The sequence below is a fragment of the Anaerococcus sp. Marseille-P3915 genome, from assembly GCF_900258475.1.
Lineage (GTDB): Bacteria > Bacillota > Clostridia > Tissierellales > Peptoniphilaceae > Anaerococcus > Anaerococcus kampingae.
In genome coordinates this window covers 26,328-42,124 of the sequence record NZ_LT984887.1, presented here as the reverse complement: position 1 = coordinate 42,124, position 15,797 = coordinate 26,328, and the positions used below count along the sequence as shown (strand labels likewise).

Below are 15,797 nucleotides of genomic sequence, written 5' to 3'. Positions count from 1 at the left end.
CTTAAGCTTCTTTTTATTTGCCTTCTTTAAGAAGGTCAATTTCTTCTTTTAGTTTACTAATCTCTTCTTTAAGATCTGAAATTTCTTCTTTGGCATCTTCTATATCATAATCTTCATTTTCAGCGTCGATTTCTTCTTGTACAGTTTCTTCTGCCTTTTCGAGGATTTCCTTATTATCAATATGAGAAGAGTTTATAAGCTTCTTTAGCCTAAACTCATCATTTTCTGTAAATTCTACATCTTCATCAAGCTTCTTTCTCATATAGTGCTTAATTCCGACTCTTTTTAGGGATTCTTTTTTGATTTCTTGTCTTTCCTTAAAGTAGGCATAGACTAAAAGGCCTATCATAAAGATTCCCACATAGCCGATTATTGGATAAAATATAGAAACCAACTTCTTAAAGCCTGCAAAAGATAGGATAAAGCCTACTAAGGTAAGGCCTATAAGCATTAGCCTAAATCTCTTTTCTTCTCCCTTTGAAAATCTTCTGGCAAGGGCATAAAACAAAGAAATTCCTGTATTAAAAATCATGCCAAAAATTATAAGGGCCATGAAGATTCCAAGATATGGATTGATTTCCTTGATTATTTCAAGCATTGGTATATCAAGACTATAAACATCTTCTATCCTGATAAATAAGGTAAAGGCAATGATTATACCCATGATTCCAGCTATGGCTCCTCCTAAAAGGCCGCCCCTACCTGCATCTTCGCTTGCAAGTTCATCTCCACCTAGGACAAAGCCCATTGATACCGCTGTCATCAGGCACATACCAAAATAGTTTAAAACTGTAAGGCTAAGTGAGTTGAAATTTGATGGTAGGGTCCTTGCGAAATTATCAAGTTCTTGCCAATTGATATCAGCTGTTGTAAAGGTATAAATTCCTCCAATTAGGCTAAGCACGACAATAAAAGGTGTAAAGGATCCGATTATCTTACTAACCTTATCAAAGTCCATCATGCCTATTATTACAATCATTAAGGCACATATTACCCTACCGACATTTATATTTACTCCAAAGGCCTGGTTAAGGTTAGAACCTGCCCCTGCTATCATTACAAAACCTATTACAAAACAGGTAAATATAAGAGAAAAGTCCATAAATTTCGAAATAACTTGGTTAGTTATTTTGCTAAAAACATCTGAATGGTCTGTTGCTAGATAATGACTTCCTAGTATAAGTAGGACGCCACCTATGAGCATATGTAAAACTGCTACTATAGATATGCCGACCATGCCTGAAATCCCTAAGGATACAAAATATTGCATGAGTTCTTGGCCAGATGCAAGTCCTGCTCCGGTCAAGACTCCCACATAGGCAAGCATTATCGTTATTGTTTTCTTATTCATAATTCCTCCACTTAACGATAATACTTGTTTTTGCCTATATTTCAAAGATATTATATATTTAAGTTTATTTCTTATCTATCTTATCAAGCAAATCATCTAGTAAGTTAGGGAAGGCCTTAATAATTCTTCTCTCACCCATCTTATCAAATTTATCAATAAGGTCAGCACGAAGCTTAGCTCTCCTTGCTTCTATGTCCTTAAGGTCAGAGCGAACCTTAGCACGCCTTCCTTCAAGTTCTTTGATTTCAGGTCTTTCAGAAATCTCTTCGCCCTTTTCTTTTATAGCCATAGTCCTATCATAGACACGCTTACCAATATCATCAGAAACTTCCCTAATATCCTTACTAGCTGCTTCTAGCTTCTTAAACTTCTTATTTAAGCCGACAAGGGTGAGGATAGTTTGGGCAAGGTCTATAGCAAAAATTATAAGTAAGATGAGATTGGTGTAAAAAATAAATTTAGGATGCAAGAATGTAAAAAACCTTACAACCATAGGATGGACTGCCTCATATAAGACAAAACAAGCTAGGCCCCAAAGTATTGAAAACTCAAGGCATATGTAGCCACCAAGGTTAAAACGCATCCCAGAATAGTCCCACCACTTCTTATGAAAGATTTTTTCAAGCAAAAAACCTCCCACAAGTTCTAGGGCTGTGGCAATAAAGACTGAACCCAGAAATAAGATTAACTTATTAGTCTTTGCTATATCTGTCAGAAAATAAATAACTCCCAACGCCCCAAAGCCATAAATTGGGCAAAGAGGGCCATTCAAAAAACCCCTATTGATAAACCTACCCCTGTGGACTCCTTGAAAGGCCACCTCCATTATCCAACCGATAAAGGCATAGACAAAAAAATATCCTATGTAATAATTCATAAAATCATCTCCCCTCATTTATACAAATTATGAAGTCATCTTTTCTAGAGCTTCTATATTTGTAATTAAAATCTTACCCCTAGCAATAATCTTGATAAGACCCCTATCTTCAAAGCTAGAAAGCTTCCTAGATAAGGTCTCCCTCACAACTCCCGAATAAGAGCCAAGTTCCTCACGGCTTAGGTGAGATCTAATCAAAACCCCATCCTTTTTGACAACTCCTATATCATAGGCCAGATCAAGCAAGAGCTTGGCCACCTTCATATCAGCATTTAGGCCAACCAGCCTATCAATAAGCTCCTCACTCCTCCTAATCCTCCTAAAGGATTGGTCCAAAATCTTAAGGAGGATGTCATTGTTCTTTTTTAAAATATTATCAAAATCCATTTTTGATATAAGAAGAACCCTTGTCTTATCAAGGGCTGTGGCCTCATATAAATAATTCTCATCAGTCAACAGATTGTGGGCCCCTACAAAATCATCCTTCTTGTAAGTATATAAAATCTGCTCCCTTCCATCTGTAAGATACATAGAAATTTTTACAAAACCCTCTATTATGACATACATAAAATTAGGCTCATCACCAAAGGAAAATATGATATCTCCCTTCCTATATTCTAAAATCTGAGGCCTTATTCGAAAGCTATTTAATTCTTTTTCATCAAGATATGATAAAATTTTTATTTCATTTCTATCCATAAAATACTCCTATAAGGATTTTATCATATCTCTAGCATATTTTTCAAGGTCCTTAGCCTTATCCTTATCCATAGGCTCCATATTTTTAAGCCTATAATCTCTCCCCAAAAGTTTGTATTTATCGACACCCATGGTATGGTAAGGCAAGATTTCAAACTTATCAATATTCTTCTTGAGGGGAGATATAAATTCGATAAGTTTTTCCATATCATCTTTTGTATCTGTCACAAAAGGCATCATTACATGCCTAATCCAAATCCTGGTAGAAGAGTCTTCTATTAGTTTCATAAATTCGCGAAGAGGCTTTTGGTCAATTCCTGTAAGGGCCTTAAAAAAGTAAGGGTCATAGTGTTTTATATCAAGGATAATGAGGTCAGCTTCCCTTACTATATCCCTATTATATTTTGGATTTCCTATACCTGAAGTGTCAATTGCCACATGGATTCCTTCCTTATGAAGAGCTCTTATGGCATCAAGGACAAATTCTCCACTAAAAAGAGGCTCACCACCTGATAAGGTAACGCCGCCTCCATTTTTATAATAAGGTTTCATCCTAAGGGCCATCTTTACCAATTCATCCAGGCTAAATTCCCTACCAAAAGTAGGAGATTGGGTGTCGGGATTGTGACAAAAAGCACATCTTAAAGGGCAACCTGATAGGAAAAATACAGTCCTAATCCCAGGTCCATCAACTAGTCCCATTGTTTCTATAGAATGAACTTTCATATAAACTCCTTAAAATTATCCTTATTTAAAATTATTTCTCTTGTATATAGTAAAATCTACTTATCTTATAAAAGAAAAGTCCAAGGGACTCTACTGAGTCCCCCTTACATTTATTTTTAAAATATTTTCCTATCTTGTTTGATGGAAGGTTCTTTCTAGGACTTCTCTCTTTTGCTCATCTGTGAGCCTGTTAAAGTGAACAGCATATCCTGACACTCTGATTGTTAAGTTTGGATATTTATCTGGGTTATGGTAGGCATCTAGTAATTTTTCCCTTTGTAGGACGTTTACATTTAGGTGGAAGGCGTCTTGGCCGAAGTAGCCATCCATTATATTTACTAGATTTTCTATCCTTACCTCTTCTTCCTTACCTAGGGCATCTGGCACTATAGAGAAGGTATTTGAAATGCCATCTTCACATACACATTCGTAAGGAAGCTTAGCTACTGAGTTTAGACTTGCTAGTGCACCTGACTCATCCCTACCATGCATTGGGTTTGCACCTGGTGCAAAGGCTTCTCCTGCCTTTCTTCCATCTGGTGTTGATCCAGTTTTCTTACCATACATTACATTTGATGTTATGGTTAAGGCTGACAGGGTTATCTTAGAATTTTTATAGGTTGCGTGTTTTTTAAGCTCATTGCTAAAGTAGGTTAATATTTCTACAGCTATTTCATCTACCCTATCATCATCATTGCCATATTTAGGGAAGTCTCCCTCAGTTTCAAAGTCTACAGCTATTCCATTTTCATCCCTTACTGCTTTAACTTTGGCATATTTTATTGCAGATAGGGAATCAGCTACTATTGAAAGTCCAGCCACTCCTGTCGCAAGATTCCTCTTTACATAGGTATCATGAAGGGCCATTTGTCCAGCTTCATAAGCGTATTTGTCATGCATAAAGTGGATAACATTTAGGGTTTTAACATAAAGTCCTGCTAATTCTGATAAGACTTTCTTATAATTTGTGAGGACTTGATCATAGTCTAGATATTCACTTGTTATTGGCTCAATATCTTCAAATACTCTTATTAGGCTGCCATCCTTATTCCTTTTCTTTTCATCAACTGCTCCATTTATTGAATATAGCAATGATTTTGCAAGGTTAGCACGGGCTCCGAAAAATTGCATTTCCTTGCCCACTTCCATGGCTGATACACAGCAAGCTATGGCATAGTCATCCCCATACATATTTCTCATTAAGTCATCATTTTCGTATTGGATAGAATCTGTAAGAATTGAAACCTTAGAACAAAACTTCTTCCAACCTTCAGGAAGTTTTTCAGCCCAAAGAATCGTCATGTTTGGTTCTGGTGCAGATCCTAGGTTAATAAGGGTATTTAGGTATCTGAAGGCTGTCTTTGTAACAAGAGTCCTTCCATCTAGACCCATACCACCAATTGATTCTGTTACCCAAGTTGGGTCTCCTCCGAAAACTTCATCATAGTCTGGAGTTCTAAGGTGGCGAACAAGTCTTAGTTTGATAACAAGTTGGTCAATTATTTCTTGGGCACCAAGTTCATCTAGGATTCCCCTGTCCATATCTCTTTTGATATAAATATCTAAGAAACCTGCATTTCTACCAATTGACATGGCAGCCCCATTGTTTTCTTTAACAGCTGCTAGGTAGCCAAAGTATAAAAATTGTGCAGCTTCCCTAGCATCTGTAGCTGGATTTGAAATATCAATACCATATTTAGCCGCCATATTTTTGATCTTGCCAAGGGCTCTTATTTGCTCACTAACTTCTTCCCTAAGTCTTATACTTGCTTCTAGGTTATTTTCGTCAATTTCAATCTTATCTAAGTCTTTTTTCTTCTCTTCAACTAGCCTGTCGATACCATAAAGGGCAACTCTCCTGTAATCGCCGATTATCCTACCACGACCATAGGCATCTGGTAAACCTGTCAAAAGTCCCACAGTTCTTGCCTTTCTCATATCTTTTGTATAGGCATCGAAAACACCCTCATTATGAGTTTTTCTAAATTCTTTAAAATACTTAGCTTGAACAGGATCCATCTCTTGACCATAAGCTTCAAGAGACTGCTCAACCATCCTGTAGCCACCATAAGGGTTAACTATTCTTTTAAGGACTTCATCAGTTTGCAGACCAACTATAACTTCGTTTTCCTTGTCAATATAGCCTGCGTCAAACCCATCTATAGAAGAAAACCTGCTTGTATCTGCATTTCTGTAAGAATCTCTTATTTCTTTATTAATTAATTCTTCTACTTGGTCAAACAGTTTCCTTGTTCTCTCACTCTTTGGAGCTAAAAACTCATCACTTCCCTCATAAGGTGTGTAGTTTTCTTGGATAAAATCACGAACGTTAATTTCATCCTTCCACTTTTGTCCTTTAAATCCATCGTATGCTAATTTTTCCATACTTCCTCCTAATATATTTTTTAAAAGCAATGCTTTTTTATTTTCTGTCTATATTATATATGGAAAAAGTTTTCTTGTATGTGACCTTGGTCACTTGACCAATCGAATAGGGGCTAAGATCTAGCCCCTTTCACACCACCGTACGTGCCGTTCGGCATACGGCGGTTCAATTTAATTTACACATGACCTGCTTATGTAGTAATCATAAGGGTCAATTAAGCCTGTTTTACTTAATCTTTCTTTTGTGATTGCTCTTACTAAGCAGGTTTTTGTTGCTACAAAGTAGTATCTGTTTCCACAATAGGATGTTAATCTTGCTAGGTCTTTTACTATTCCCATTTTTCTTAACGCCCATTGTCTTTTCTTTGGTACTTTCCACATTTTCCAGCATATTATTCTGAGTCTGGTTCTTAGGTGCTCGCTAAAACTTTTTAGTTTGCTTTTCATGCTTGCTATTTTAAAGTAGTTTATCCAGCCTCTTATTACTTCATTTATCTTTTTGATTCTGTATTCTAGGGATACTGGCCATTTTCTTGTGGTTAGTTTCTTTATTTTATCCTTGAATCTTTTAAATGATGTTTCATGGACTCGTGCTTTCCATTGATTTGTTTTGTTGTCTTTCCAGTAGCCAAATCCAAGATATTTTATTTTGTTTGGTCTTGTTATTTTGCTTTTTTCTGCATTTACTTTTAAGCCAAGTTTGTTTTCTATGAATCTTGTTACTGAATGCATTACTCTTGTTGCTGCTGCTTTACTTCCTACAAATATTAGACAATCATCTGCATATCTTGTGTATCTAAGCTTTCTTGCTTCTAGCTCTTTGTCTAGTTTGTCTAGCATGATGTTGCTTAGGAGTGGTGATAGGTTTCCTCCCTGAGGCGTTCCTATTTCACTTTTTTCGTATATACCTTTGTTCATTATTCCCACTTTTAAGTATTTTCTGATTAGTGACTCTGTGTCTGGTGCTTTGATATGCTCATGGACTATGCTCATTAGTTTATCTTGTGGCACTTTGTCGAAGAATTTTTCTAGGTCTATGTCTACTACCCATCCAAATCCATCATTTAAGTATTCTAGGCTTTTGGTTATTGCCATTTGACAGTTTCTTCCTGGTCTGAAGCCATAGCTTGTTTCAGAAAATCTTTTATCTATTATTGGGGTTAGTACTTGTACGATTGCTTGTTGGATTATTCTGTCCATTACTGTTGGTATTCCGAGTTTTCTTTTTCCTCCGTTTGGTTTTGGGATTTCTACTCGGAGTACTGGTTGTGGTTTGTAGCGTCTTTCGATTATTTCTTGTCTTATCCTTGCCCAATTTTCTTTGATGTATTCATCTATTTCTTCTACACTTATTCCGTCTGTTCCAGCTGCTCCTTTATTGGAGATAACTTTTACTTTGGCTTGGTGCATATTTTCTGGGTTTAGGATTTGATTTATTAAATTATCTTCCATGTGTGCACTTGCTCCTTTCCGCTTACATAACTTTTTCTTAGGTGTGAGATTTTGAGTTCATTTACGTTTCTTCTACTTTCTCTGTCAGATTTGTTATGCTACATACATTTTGCTTATGCTGTTAAATTGTTCGGTCCTTCGGTGTTTCCACCTACTATGACTTCTGCTGACTTCTCATAGTTCGTTGTTACTACTGCGTCGTCTATGAGACCTCACGGGATAAGTCCTAATACTTTCATCGTTTACTTGCAGAATTTACGCTTTGGGTTTACGGTTACCTTTTGGGTCTTTGCTATCTCTTGCTAGCTTGCCCACCTGTTACGCCTTATATTCTGTTTCTGTTCGTCAAGCCACGATTTCGCTACCCGTTCTTCTCTCCTAGATGTCGCCACCTAAAACTTCGGGGTCGCTATTAGATTCGTTGGTAACTACGCTCTGTAGGGAATTTCACCCCAGCCTTAGGACATGCCCGTCATACAAAAAAAGACAAGCCCTGAAGCTTGTCTTTTAAAATTTATTGAAATTGTTGTAAATTAATCACCAAATGGGATTATTTAACTATCTTAGAAACAACTCCTGATGCTACTGTTCTACCACCTTCACGAACAGCGAATCTTAGACCTTCTTCTAGAGCGATTGGCTTTTGAAGTGTGATCTTGAATGTTGCGTTGTCTCCTGGCATTACCATTTCTACTCCGTCTTCTAGTTGGATGTCACCTGTAACATCTGTTGTTCTGAAGAAGAATTGTGGTCTGTAGCCTGAGAAGAATGGTGTGTGACGTCCACCTTCTTCTTTGGTTAGTACGTATACTTGACCTTCGAATTCTGTGTGTGGGTGTACTGAACCTGGTTTTGCTAGTACTTGGCCTCTTGAGATTTCGTCTCTTTGAACACCTCTTAGAAGTACTCCTACGTTATCTCCTGATTCTGCTTGGTCTAGTGATTTATGGAACATTTCTACACCTGTTACTACTGCTTGAGATGTTTTCTCTGTTAGACCTACGATTTCTACTGTATCGCCTACTTTTAGTGTTCCTTTTTCTACTCTACCTGTTGCTACTGTTCCACGGCCTGAGATTGTCATTACGTCTTCTACTGGCATTAGGAATGGTTGGTCGTTGTCTCTTTCAGGGATGTCGAAGTATTCATCTACATCGTCCATTAGTTCAAGAATCTTATCTGACCATGGACCTTCTCCACCTTCTTCTAGTGATTTTAGAGCTGATCCTACTACTACTGGGCAGTTGTCGCCGTCGAAGTCATATTCGTTTAGTAGGTCTCTTACTTCCATTTCTACTAGTTCGATTAGTTCTGGGTCATCTACTTGGTCTTCTTTGTTTAGGAATACTGCGATTTTTGGTATACCTACCTGTCTTGCTAGTAGGATGTGTTCTCTTGTTTGTGGCATTGGACCATCTGCTGCAGATACTACGATGATTGCACCGTCCATTTGTGCTGCACCTGTGATCATGTTTTTAACGTAGTCAGCGTGGCCTGGAGCGTCGATGTGTGCGTAGTGTCTTTTTTCTGTTTCATATTCTACTACTGATGTGTTGATTGTGATTCCACGTTCTCTTTCTTCTGGAGCCTTATCGATGTGTTCATAATCGATGTATTCACCTGTACCGTATTTTTTGTTTAGGGCTTGGGTGATTGCTGCTGTTGTTGTTGTTTTACCGTGGTCTACGTGGCCGATTGTACCAATATTAATATGTGGTTTGCTTCTTTCAAATGTTTGTTTACTCATTTTTCTCTCCTATATTAATTATTTATTAATTACTTCATCTCTTACTGATGCTGGAACTTCAGCATAGTGGTCAAAGCCCATTGAGTAGGTTGCTCTACCTTGGGTCTTACTTCTTAGGTCTGTAGCATATCCGAACATTTCTGATAGTGGGATGAAGGCATCTAGTACGTGGATTCCGTCTTTTGGATTCATGCCGTCTATCTTTCCTCTTCTTGATGATACATCACCCATTACATCTCCAAGATACTCGTCTGGAGTAGTAATTTCAACTTTTTCGATTGGTTCTAGTAGGACTGGGCCTGCTTTTTGTACTGCATTCTTAAATCCGATTGATCCTGCTACGTGGAAGGCTACTTCTGATGAGTCGACTTCGTGGTAAGATCCGTCAAATAGGGTTACATGAACGTCTACCATTGGGTAACCGCCAAGTACACCTGCTGCTGCAGCTTCTCTAACACCTTCTTCAACTGGTCTGATGTATTCTTTTGGAACTGCACCACCGACGATTTTAGATTCGAATGTGATTCCTGATCCTTCTTCACCTGGTTCAACTCTAAGCATAACATCACCGTATTGTCCAGAACCACCTGATTGTCTTACAAACTTACCTTGAGCTTCTGCTTCTTTAGTAATTGATTCTCTGTAAGCTACTTGTGGGTTACCGATGTTTGCTTCTACTTTGAATTCTCTTAGAAGTCTGTCTACGATGATTTCAAGGTGAAGCTCACCCATACCTGAGATGATTGTTTGTCCGGTTTCTTCATCTGATTTTGTTTGGAAGGTTGGATCTTCTTCTGCAAGTTTTTGAAGACCGATGATCATCTTATCTTGAGATGCTCTTGTCTTTGGTTCTATAGCTACTGAGATTACTGGGTCTGGGAATTCCATTTGTTCTAGGATAATTTGATTATCTTGGTCACATAGGGAGTCCCCTGTTGTTGTATCTTTTAGACCTAATAGAGCTACGATATCGCCAGCATAACCTTTTTCGATTTCTTCTTGCTTATTAGAGTGCATTTGCATGATACGTCCAACTCTTTCTCTCTTGCCTTTTGTTGCGTTGTAGATATATGAGCCAGATTCTATTGTACCTGAGTAGATTCTAACATAGATTAATTTACCTACGTATGGATCTGTTACTACCTTAAATGCAAGAGCAGCTGTAGGTTCATCATCTCCTGGGTGTCTTTCTAGAACTTTTTCTGGATCTTTAGGATCAACACCTTCGATTGATGGAACGTCTACTGGGCTTGGCATGTAGTCTATAATTGCATCTAGTAGTGGTTGTACTCCCTTGTTTTTGTAGGCTGAACCTAGTAGACATGGGAATATTTTTTGTGCTATAGTTGCTTTTCTGATGGCTGATTTGATTTCATCTTCAGTTACTTCTTCACCTTCTAGGTATTTCATCATGATTGTATCATCAACTTCTGATAATTCTTCAAGAAGGTTGTTTCTGTATTCTTCAGCTTGATCTTTTAATTCAGCTGGGATTTCAGAATATTTTGGATGAGCTCCAAGGTCTTCAGATGAATATGTGACTGCTTGCATAGTTACAAGGTCTACAGCACCTTCAAAAGATTGTTCGCTTCCTATAGGAATTTCTAATGGAACTGCATTTGCTTTTAGTTTATCTTTTATTGTATCTACTGCCATGAAGAAGTCTGCACCTGTAGCATCCATTTTGTTAATGAAACAAATTCTTGGGATGTTGTACTTGTCAGCTTGTCTCCATACAGTTTCAGATTGTGGTTCTACACCACTTTTAGCATCGAATAGGGCTACTGCTGAGTCTAGTACTCTTAGTGATCTTTCAACCTCTACAGTAAAGTCAACGTGGCCTGGTGTATCGATAATATTAATTCTATGGTTTTTCCAAAATGCTGTTGTTGCAGCAGATCCTATTGTGATACCACGTTCTTTTTCTTGTTCCATGGAATCCATTACTGCTGTTCCATCGTGGGTATCTCCGATTTTATAAATTTTACCAGTGTAGTATAGGATTCTTTCTGTACAAGTAGTTTTACCTGCATCTATGTGGGCCATAATTCCTATATTTCTGGTATCTTTAAGTGCAACCTGTCTAGGCATCTATCCCCCTAACTAATATCTAAAGTGCGCGAAAGCCTTATTAGCTTCTGCTGCCCTATGCATCTCTTCTTTTCTCTTAACTGCGGCACCCGCATTGTTTGATGCATCGATAATTTCTTTAGAAAGTCTTTCAACCATTGTTCTTTCGCCTCTAGCACGAGAGAAATTTACTAACCATCTTAGGGCTAGTGTTTGTCTTCTTTCTGGTCTAACTTCCATTGGTACTTGGTAGTTTGCACCACCGATTCTTCTTGCCTTAACTTCTAGAGTAGGCATTATATTTTCCATAGCTTGTTGGAACACTTCTAAAGCGTTTGTTCCAGTAGTTTCTTCAACTTTATCAAAAGCTTCATAAACTATTTTTGTAGCAAGGCCTTTTTTACCATCTAGCATAACATTGTTGATAAGTTTTGTTACAACTCTGTCGTTATACTTGGCATCAGGCATTACCTCTCTTTTTGGTATATGTCCTTTTCTTGACACTTTTCTTCCCTCCTTTACCAATTATGTGTAATATCTTGAGTACTCGATCTTAATCGTAAAGTGCGTGACATACCTTTATATTAATAGGCACATTATGCACTTACCTTAACTAATTACTAGCCTCTTTTTGCTCCGTATTTAGATCTACCTTGTTTTCTTCCGTCAACACCTGCTGTATCAAGTGTACCTCTGATGATGTGGTATCTAACACCTGGAAGGTCTTTTACCCTACCACCTCTGATTAGTACAACACTGTGTTCTTGAAGGTTGTGTCCAATTCCTGGAATGTAAGAAAGTACTTCAGCTCCGTTTGTAAGTCTTACTCTGGCAATTTTTCTTAAAGCTGAGTTAGGCTTTTTAGGTGTTACTGTTCTAACTGATGTACAAACCCCACGTTTTTGTGGTGATTGGTTAGGAGTCATTCTACTCTTAAGAGTATTGAAGTTGTAACCTAAAGCTGGAGTATCTGATTTTGATTTCTCGCTCTTTCTACCTTTTCTAACAAGTTGATTAATTGTTGGCATAATGCACCTCCTTTTCTTTTAAAATCTAATAAATTGGCAAATCCTGCCAATCCTTAACTATCTTACACGCTTACTTACTCATTGTCAAGTAATTTGCTTATATCTATATAAATTTTCTATAAAAAAACATATATGGAAACATTTTTTCCCAATCTTTATTTAGCTCATCTATTTTCTATTAAAATTATCAAAAAATTTTTAATAAATTTATAAAAATAAAAATATTTTGGGTATAATTAGAATGTAAGATATATTATCTGAAACTTGACTTAAGCATTGTTTATACCTTGCTTATAGGTCAATATAAATTATTAGGAGGAAATTAATTATGGATATTACATTTGCAGGAGATAAGGTTACACTTGTTGGAAAAGAAGTAAAAGTTGGCGATGAAGCAGTTAACTTTACAGCTACAAAGGCTGACCTTTCTGATTTTAACCTTGATGAACTAAAGGGAAAAGTAGTTATAATTTCGGCTGCTCCATCACTTGATACTAGCGTTTGTGCCTTCCAAGCTCAAAGATTTAATAAAGAAGCAAGCGATCTTTCTGATGATGTGGCTATAGTGAATATAACAGTAGACCTACCATTTGCTCAAAAAAGATTCTGCGACGCTTATGAAATAGGCAATACAATAACAGTTTCAGACTATAAGAATAGAGAATTTGGTGAAAAATATGGCTTCTTAATCGATGAGCTTAAGCTTCTTACAAGAGGTATCATAATAATCGATAAAGATGGTAAGGTAGCCTATGTAGAATATGTTCCAGAAGTAACTCACGAAGTAAACTTTGATGCTGCTTTAGAAAAAGTTAAAGAATTAATCTAAGTATTTAAATTTTAAGCTTGGGATAGTTTGTTATTTTTACAAGCTTACCTTAACTTTCTCATATGAAATAGTAGTTAACTTAATTACTTTTTAAAACAAATATAAATCTATTATTATAAAAGATATAAAAGGTGATGAATAGAATCTCTTCTAATTCATCACCTTTATTATTTAAAACTCTTCGTTTGCAAAAATTATTTCAAATATAGCTTTTTTGACTTTTTCTTCTATATCAAAGGCCATCAGGGCTGATACAAGATTAGAAATACTTTGTGCATTTTTAAGTATATCAAAAATACTTTCCTTCTTTAAAGTTTCAATTCTTGAGCTATTTATTCTTGATAAGATAAGTTCAAGCTTATTTGTTTTTTGGTCTATTTCTTCATATGATTTAATTAAAATTTCAATATCTTCATTGCTTGGGATTTCTTCAATGATTATTTGGCTTATATTTTTTTCTTGATTATAAGAAATCTTGCCTTCAAGCCTATTATCTTTATTAGCTACTATTTCAACTTCATTTACTTTTATTCCATAAATTTCAAAAGTCCAATCTCTCTTAGTCGAAATTATATCTATTTTAGTTTTAGATTGATCTAGCCTTATAGCCCTCTTATCTTCATAGCAAATCTGAGTTATAGATTTAGCTTCTAAGTTTTCTTCGCTATCTTCAATCAAATTAAATATTCCATCTTTACCAGCGCCTATTAAAACTTTTAAGGCCTTTGGGTTTTCTATAGAGTTTGTGTAATCCTTATCTAGGTCAGCTAATGGAATAATCCCACCTTTTTTGATGAATAAGCCCATTTTGTCAATTGGCCTATAGATTTCAATCATTGTTTGACCAGCGTAGAAAAGGCCAGTCTGCAAATCATAATAACCATCATCTGGCAAAAACGCCTTAAATTCAGCCATTTGGAGCCTAGAATCTATTTTTTTAGTCATCGGTGTGACTAAAAGACTTTCACCAAAATAGTATTGGTTTTTGTTCGCATAAGCTCTTTCATCATTTGGATAATAGTAATAGATTGGCCTTATTAAAGGGATATTTTCTTCGTGGGCCCTATAATTCATGGTATGGATATAGGGAATAAGTTTATGGCGGATTTGTAGGTAGTCGACCATAAGCTTTGAATATTTTTCATCAAAAGACCATGGCTCCTTTGATACAAAAGGTGTATTTGAGCTATGAAGCCTATTTATAGGCGAAAAAACTCCAAATTGTAGCCACCTTAGCATAAGCTCTGGGTCAGTTGCCCCTTTCATATGACCACCTATATCATGAGACCACCATCCAAAGCCAATATTTGAAGATGTGGCTGTGAAATATGGTTGAAAATCTAATGTATCCCAATTTATAGATGTATCACCTGAAAATCCTATAGGATATCTTTGAGACCCAAGACCTGCAAACCTTGAAAAGGTGAGAGCTCTCTTGCCAGATTTTTCCATATCTAAAAATCTAGTACGATTTATAACCCACAAGGCATCTTTGTTTTCGTCAAGCTTTCTTGGGCTTTGTTGCCAATCCATCCACCAAAAATCTACTCCCTTTTCTTCAAAAGGCTTATAAAAATACTTATTTAGGCAATCAGCATAGGCCCTATCTTTATAGGAAAAATCTATAGTCTCTTCATTTTCATAATCATAACCAAGCTCCTTTGCCATATCTTCATAAAAATCTTCACTTGGCCTAATTCCTGATGATGGATGTAGGTTTAAAGTTAGCTTGTAATTGTTATTATGAAGACTTGAAAATAAGTTTAGTGGTTCACCCAAGAGGTCATAATTCCATGTATAACCCGTCCAGTCGCTTCCGTATTTTTCATCAATTCCTGTAGTATGCCAAAGCATATCTAGTACCATAACAGAAAAAGGTGCCTTAAACTTTTCAAACTTATCCACCAAGTCTAGGTAGTCTTCTTTAGAGTAATTATAAAATCTGGACCACCAATTACCCAGAGCATACCTTGGTAAAAGTGGTTGACTTCCAGAAAGCTTATAAAAATCATCTAGGGCATCTAAATACTTATCTTTGTAAGCAAATACATATAGGTCTTGATTATCATTATTTCTATCATAAGTCCAACCATCATCGCTTATTATTGGTGATGATGAGTCATCTATCACACTTATACCATATCTAGAAAGGATACCATCTCCTATTTCTACCTTAGATTCTGCAAAATCAAGAGTTCTTGCTGTTCCGCCTAGGTTTTCTATCTTATCTCCATAATGCCAAATGCAATAATATGGATGGTTGACCTTGCCCCTAAGCTCTACGCTTAGACCATAGGTAGAAAATGGTTTTTTATCATATAAAATAGTTACATGATCAGTAACAATTTTTAGCCAATCTTTCCTATCATAAACCTTGAAATTTACAGGAGGAAAATCCCTATTTATAATCCCTTTGGTCATCCTATCTTCAAAAATTCCATCCTCGCTATATTCTAGCCTAATTAGTCTAGAAGTGAGAATTGAAATCCTATACTTATCTCCCTGTATTATAGATTCTTTTTTACTTATTGGATTATAATTTTTCCCATTTTTAATCATAAATTTCTCCCCTAATAAAAAGGGGCTTGCAAAATTATAAATATTTCTCCGTTAATTTATTTCCCGGAGCAAAT

General features: G+C 36.4%; 12 protein-coding genes. 1 reads left to right on the top strand and 11 read right to left on the bottom strand.

Annotated elements, in window-relative coordinates; translation table 11 throughout:
- Positions 1-13 precede the first annotated feature (13 nt).
- The 10 genes from C8269_RS00125 to rpsL all read right to left on the bottom strand — a co-directional run bounded on the left by C8269_RS00125 (position 14) and on the right by rpsL (position 12,335).
- The gene (locus C8269_RS00125) at positions 14-1,351 is read right to left on the bottom strand and encodes a hypothetical protein (protein ID WP_234025813.1); all 1,338 of its coding nucleotides are present in this window, start codon (positions 1,349-1,351) and stop codon (positions 14-16) included.
- A 64-nt stretch (positions 1,352-1,415) separates the two neighbouring features.
- The gene (locus C8269_RS00120; protein ID WP_106459865.1) at positions 1,416-2,228 is read right to left on the bottom strand and encodes a putative ABC transporter permease; all 813 of its coding nucleotides are present in this window, start codon (positions 2,226-2,228) and stop codon (positions 1,416-1,418) included.
- Between the two features lie 27 nt (positions 2,229-2,255).
- Entirely contained in the window at positions 2,256-2,927 is a 672-nt protein-coding gene (locus C8269_RS00115) for a Crp/Fnr family transcriptional regulator (RefSeq protein ID WP_106459864.1), read from the bottom strand.
- Between the two features lie 9 nt (positions 2,928-2,936).
- Complete coding sequence (gene pflA, locus C8269_RS00110) at positions 2,937-3,653, bottom strand: pyruvate formate-lyase-activating protein (protein WP_106459863.1); 717 nt, start codon at positions 3,651-3,653, stop codon at positions 2,937-2,939.
- Between the two features lie 129 nt (positions 3,654-3,782).
- Positions 3,783-6,038, bottom strand: a complete 2,256-nt coding sequence (pflB, locus tag C8269_RS00105) for a formate C-acetyltransferase (protein WP_106459862.1) — start codon at positions 6,036-6,038, stop codon at positions 3,783-3,785.
- A 171-nt stretch (positions 6,039-6,209) separates the two neighbouring features.
- Positions 6,210-7,490 (bottom strand): group II intron reverse transcriptase/maturase, encoded by a 1,281-nt coding sequence (gene ltrA / locus C8269_RS00100; protein ID WP_106459861.1) that lies wholly within the window; start codon positions 7,488-7,490, stop codon positions 6,210-6,212.
- A gap of 550 nt (positions 7,491-8,040) precedes the next feature.
- A complete protein-coding gene (gene tuf, locus C8269_RS00095) occupies positions 8,041-9,237 on the bottom strand; it encodes an elongation factor Tu (RefSeq protein ID WP_106459860.1) in 1,197 nt (398 codons plus the stop codon).
- Between the two features lie 18 nt (positions 9,238-9,255).
- Positions 9,256-11,328: an elongation factor G gene (gene fusA / locus C8269_RS00090; RefSeq protein WP_106459859.1), complete on the bottom strand. Its 2,073-nt coding sequence runs from the start codon at positions 11,326-11,328 to the stop codon at positions 9,256-9,258.
- A 12-nt stretch (positions 11,329-11,340) separates the two neighbouring features.
- Positions 11,341-11,811: a 30S ribosomal protein S7 gene (rpsG, locus tag C8269_RS00085; RefSeq protein WP_106459858.1), complete on the bottom strand. Its 471-nt coding sequence runs from the start codon at positions 11,809-11,811 to the stop codon at positions 11,341-11,343.
- Between the two features lie 116 nt (positions 11,812-11,927).
- The gene (rpsL, locus tag C8269_RS00080; protein WP_106459857.1) at positions 11,928-12,335 is read right to left on the bottom strand and encodes a 30S ribosomal protein S12; all 408 of its coding nucleotides are present in this window, start codon (positions 12,333-12,335) and stop codon (positions 11,928-11,930) included.
- Between the two features lie 328 nt (positions 12,336-12,663).
- Here rpsL and tpx point away from each other — a divergent pair, with 328 nt between their 5' ends.
- A complete protein-coding gene (tpx, locus tag C8269_RS00075; protein WP_106459856.1) occupies positions 12,664-13,164 on the top strand; it encodes a thiol peroxidase in 501 nt (166 codons plus the stop codon).
- A 171-nt stretch (positions 13,165-13,335) separates the two neighbouring features.
- On the opposite strand, the gene C8269_RS00070 is transcribed toward tpx, so the two are convergent.
- Complete coding sequence (locus C8269_RS00070; protein WP_106459855.1) at positions 13,336-15,723, bottom strand: glycoside hydrolase family 31 protein; 2,388 nt, start codon at positions 15,721-15,723, stop codon at positions 13,336-13,338.
- Positions 15,724-15,797 lie beyond the last annotated feature (74 nt).

Excerpts from the sequence above, each read along its gene's own strand:
- pflA (WP_106459863.1), bottom strand. The coding sequence starts at position 3,653 with ATGAAAGTTCATTCTATAGAAACAATGGGACTAGTTGATGGACCTGGG.
- C8269_RS00125 (WP_234025813.1), bottom strand. The coding sequence starts at position 1,351 with ATGAATAAGAAAACAATAACGATAATGCTTGCCTATGTGGGAGTCTTG.
- rpsL (WP_106459857.1), bottom strand. The coding sequence starts at position 12,335 with ATGCCAACAATTAATCAACTTGTTAGAAAAGGTAGAAAGAGCGAGAAA.
- ltrA (WP_106459861.1), bottom strand. The coding sequence starts at position 7,490 with ATGGAAGATAATTTAATAAATCAAATCCTAAACCCAGAAAATATGCAC.
- pflB (WP_106459862.1), bottom strand. The coding sequence starts at position 6,038 with ATGGAAAAATTAGCATACGATGGATTTAAAGGACAAAAGTGGAAGGAT.
- C8269_RS00120 (WP_106459865.1), bottom strand. The coding sequence starts at position 2,228 with ATGAATTATTACATAGGATATTTTTTTGTCTATGCCTTTATCGGTTGG.
- tpx (WP_106459856.1), top strand. The coding sequence starts at position 12,664 with ATGGATATTACATTTGCAGGAGATAAGGTTACACTTGTTGGAAAAGAA.
- fusA (WP_106459859.1), bottom strand. The coding sequence starts at position 11,328 with ATGCCTAGACAGGTTGCACTTAAAGATACCAGAAATATAGGAATTATG.
- tuf (WP_106459860.1), bottom strand. The coding sequence starts at position 9,237 with ATGAGTAAACAAACATTTGAAAGAAGCAAACCACATATTAATATTGGT.
- C8269_RS00115 (WP_106459864.1), bottom strand. The coding sequence starts at position 2,927 with ATGGATAGAAATGAAATAAAAATTTTATCATATCTTGATGAAAAAGAA.
- C8269_RS00070 (WP_106459855.1), bottom strand. The coding sequence starts at position 15,723 with ATGATTAAAAATGGGAAAAATTATAATCCAATAAGTAAAAAAGAATCT.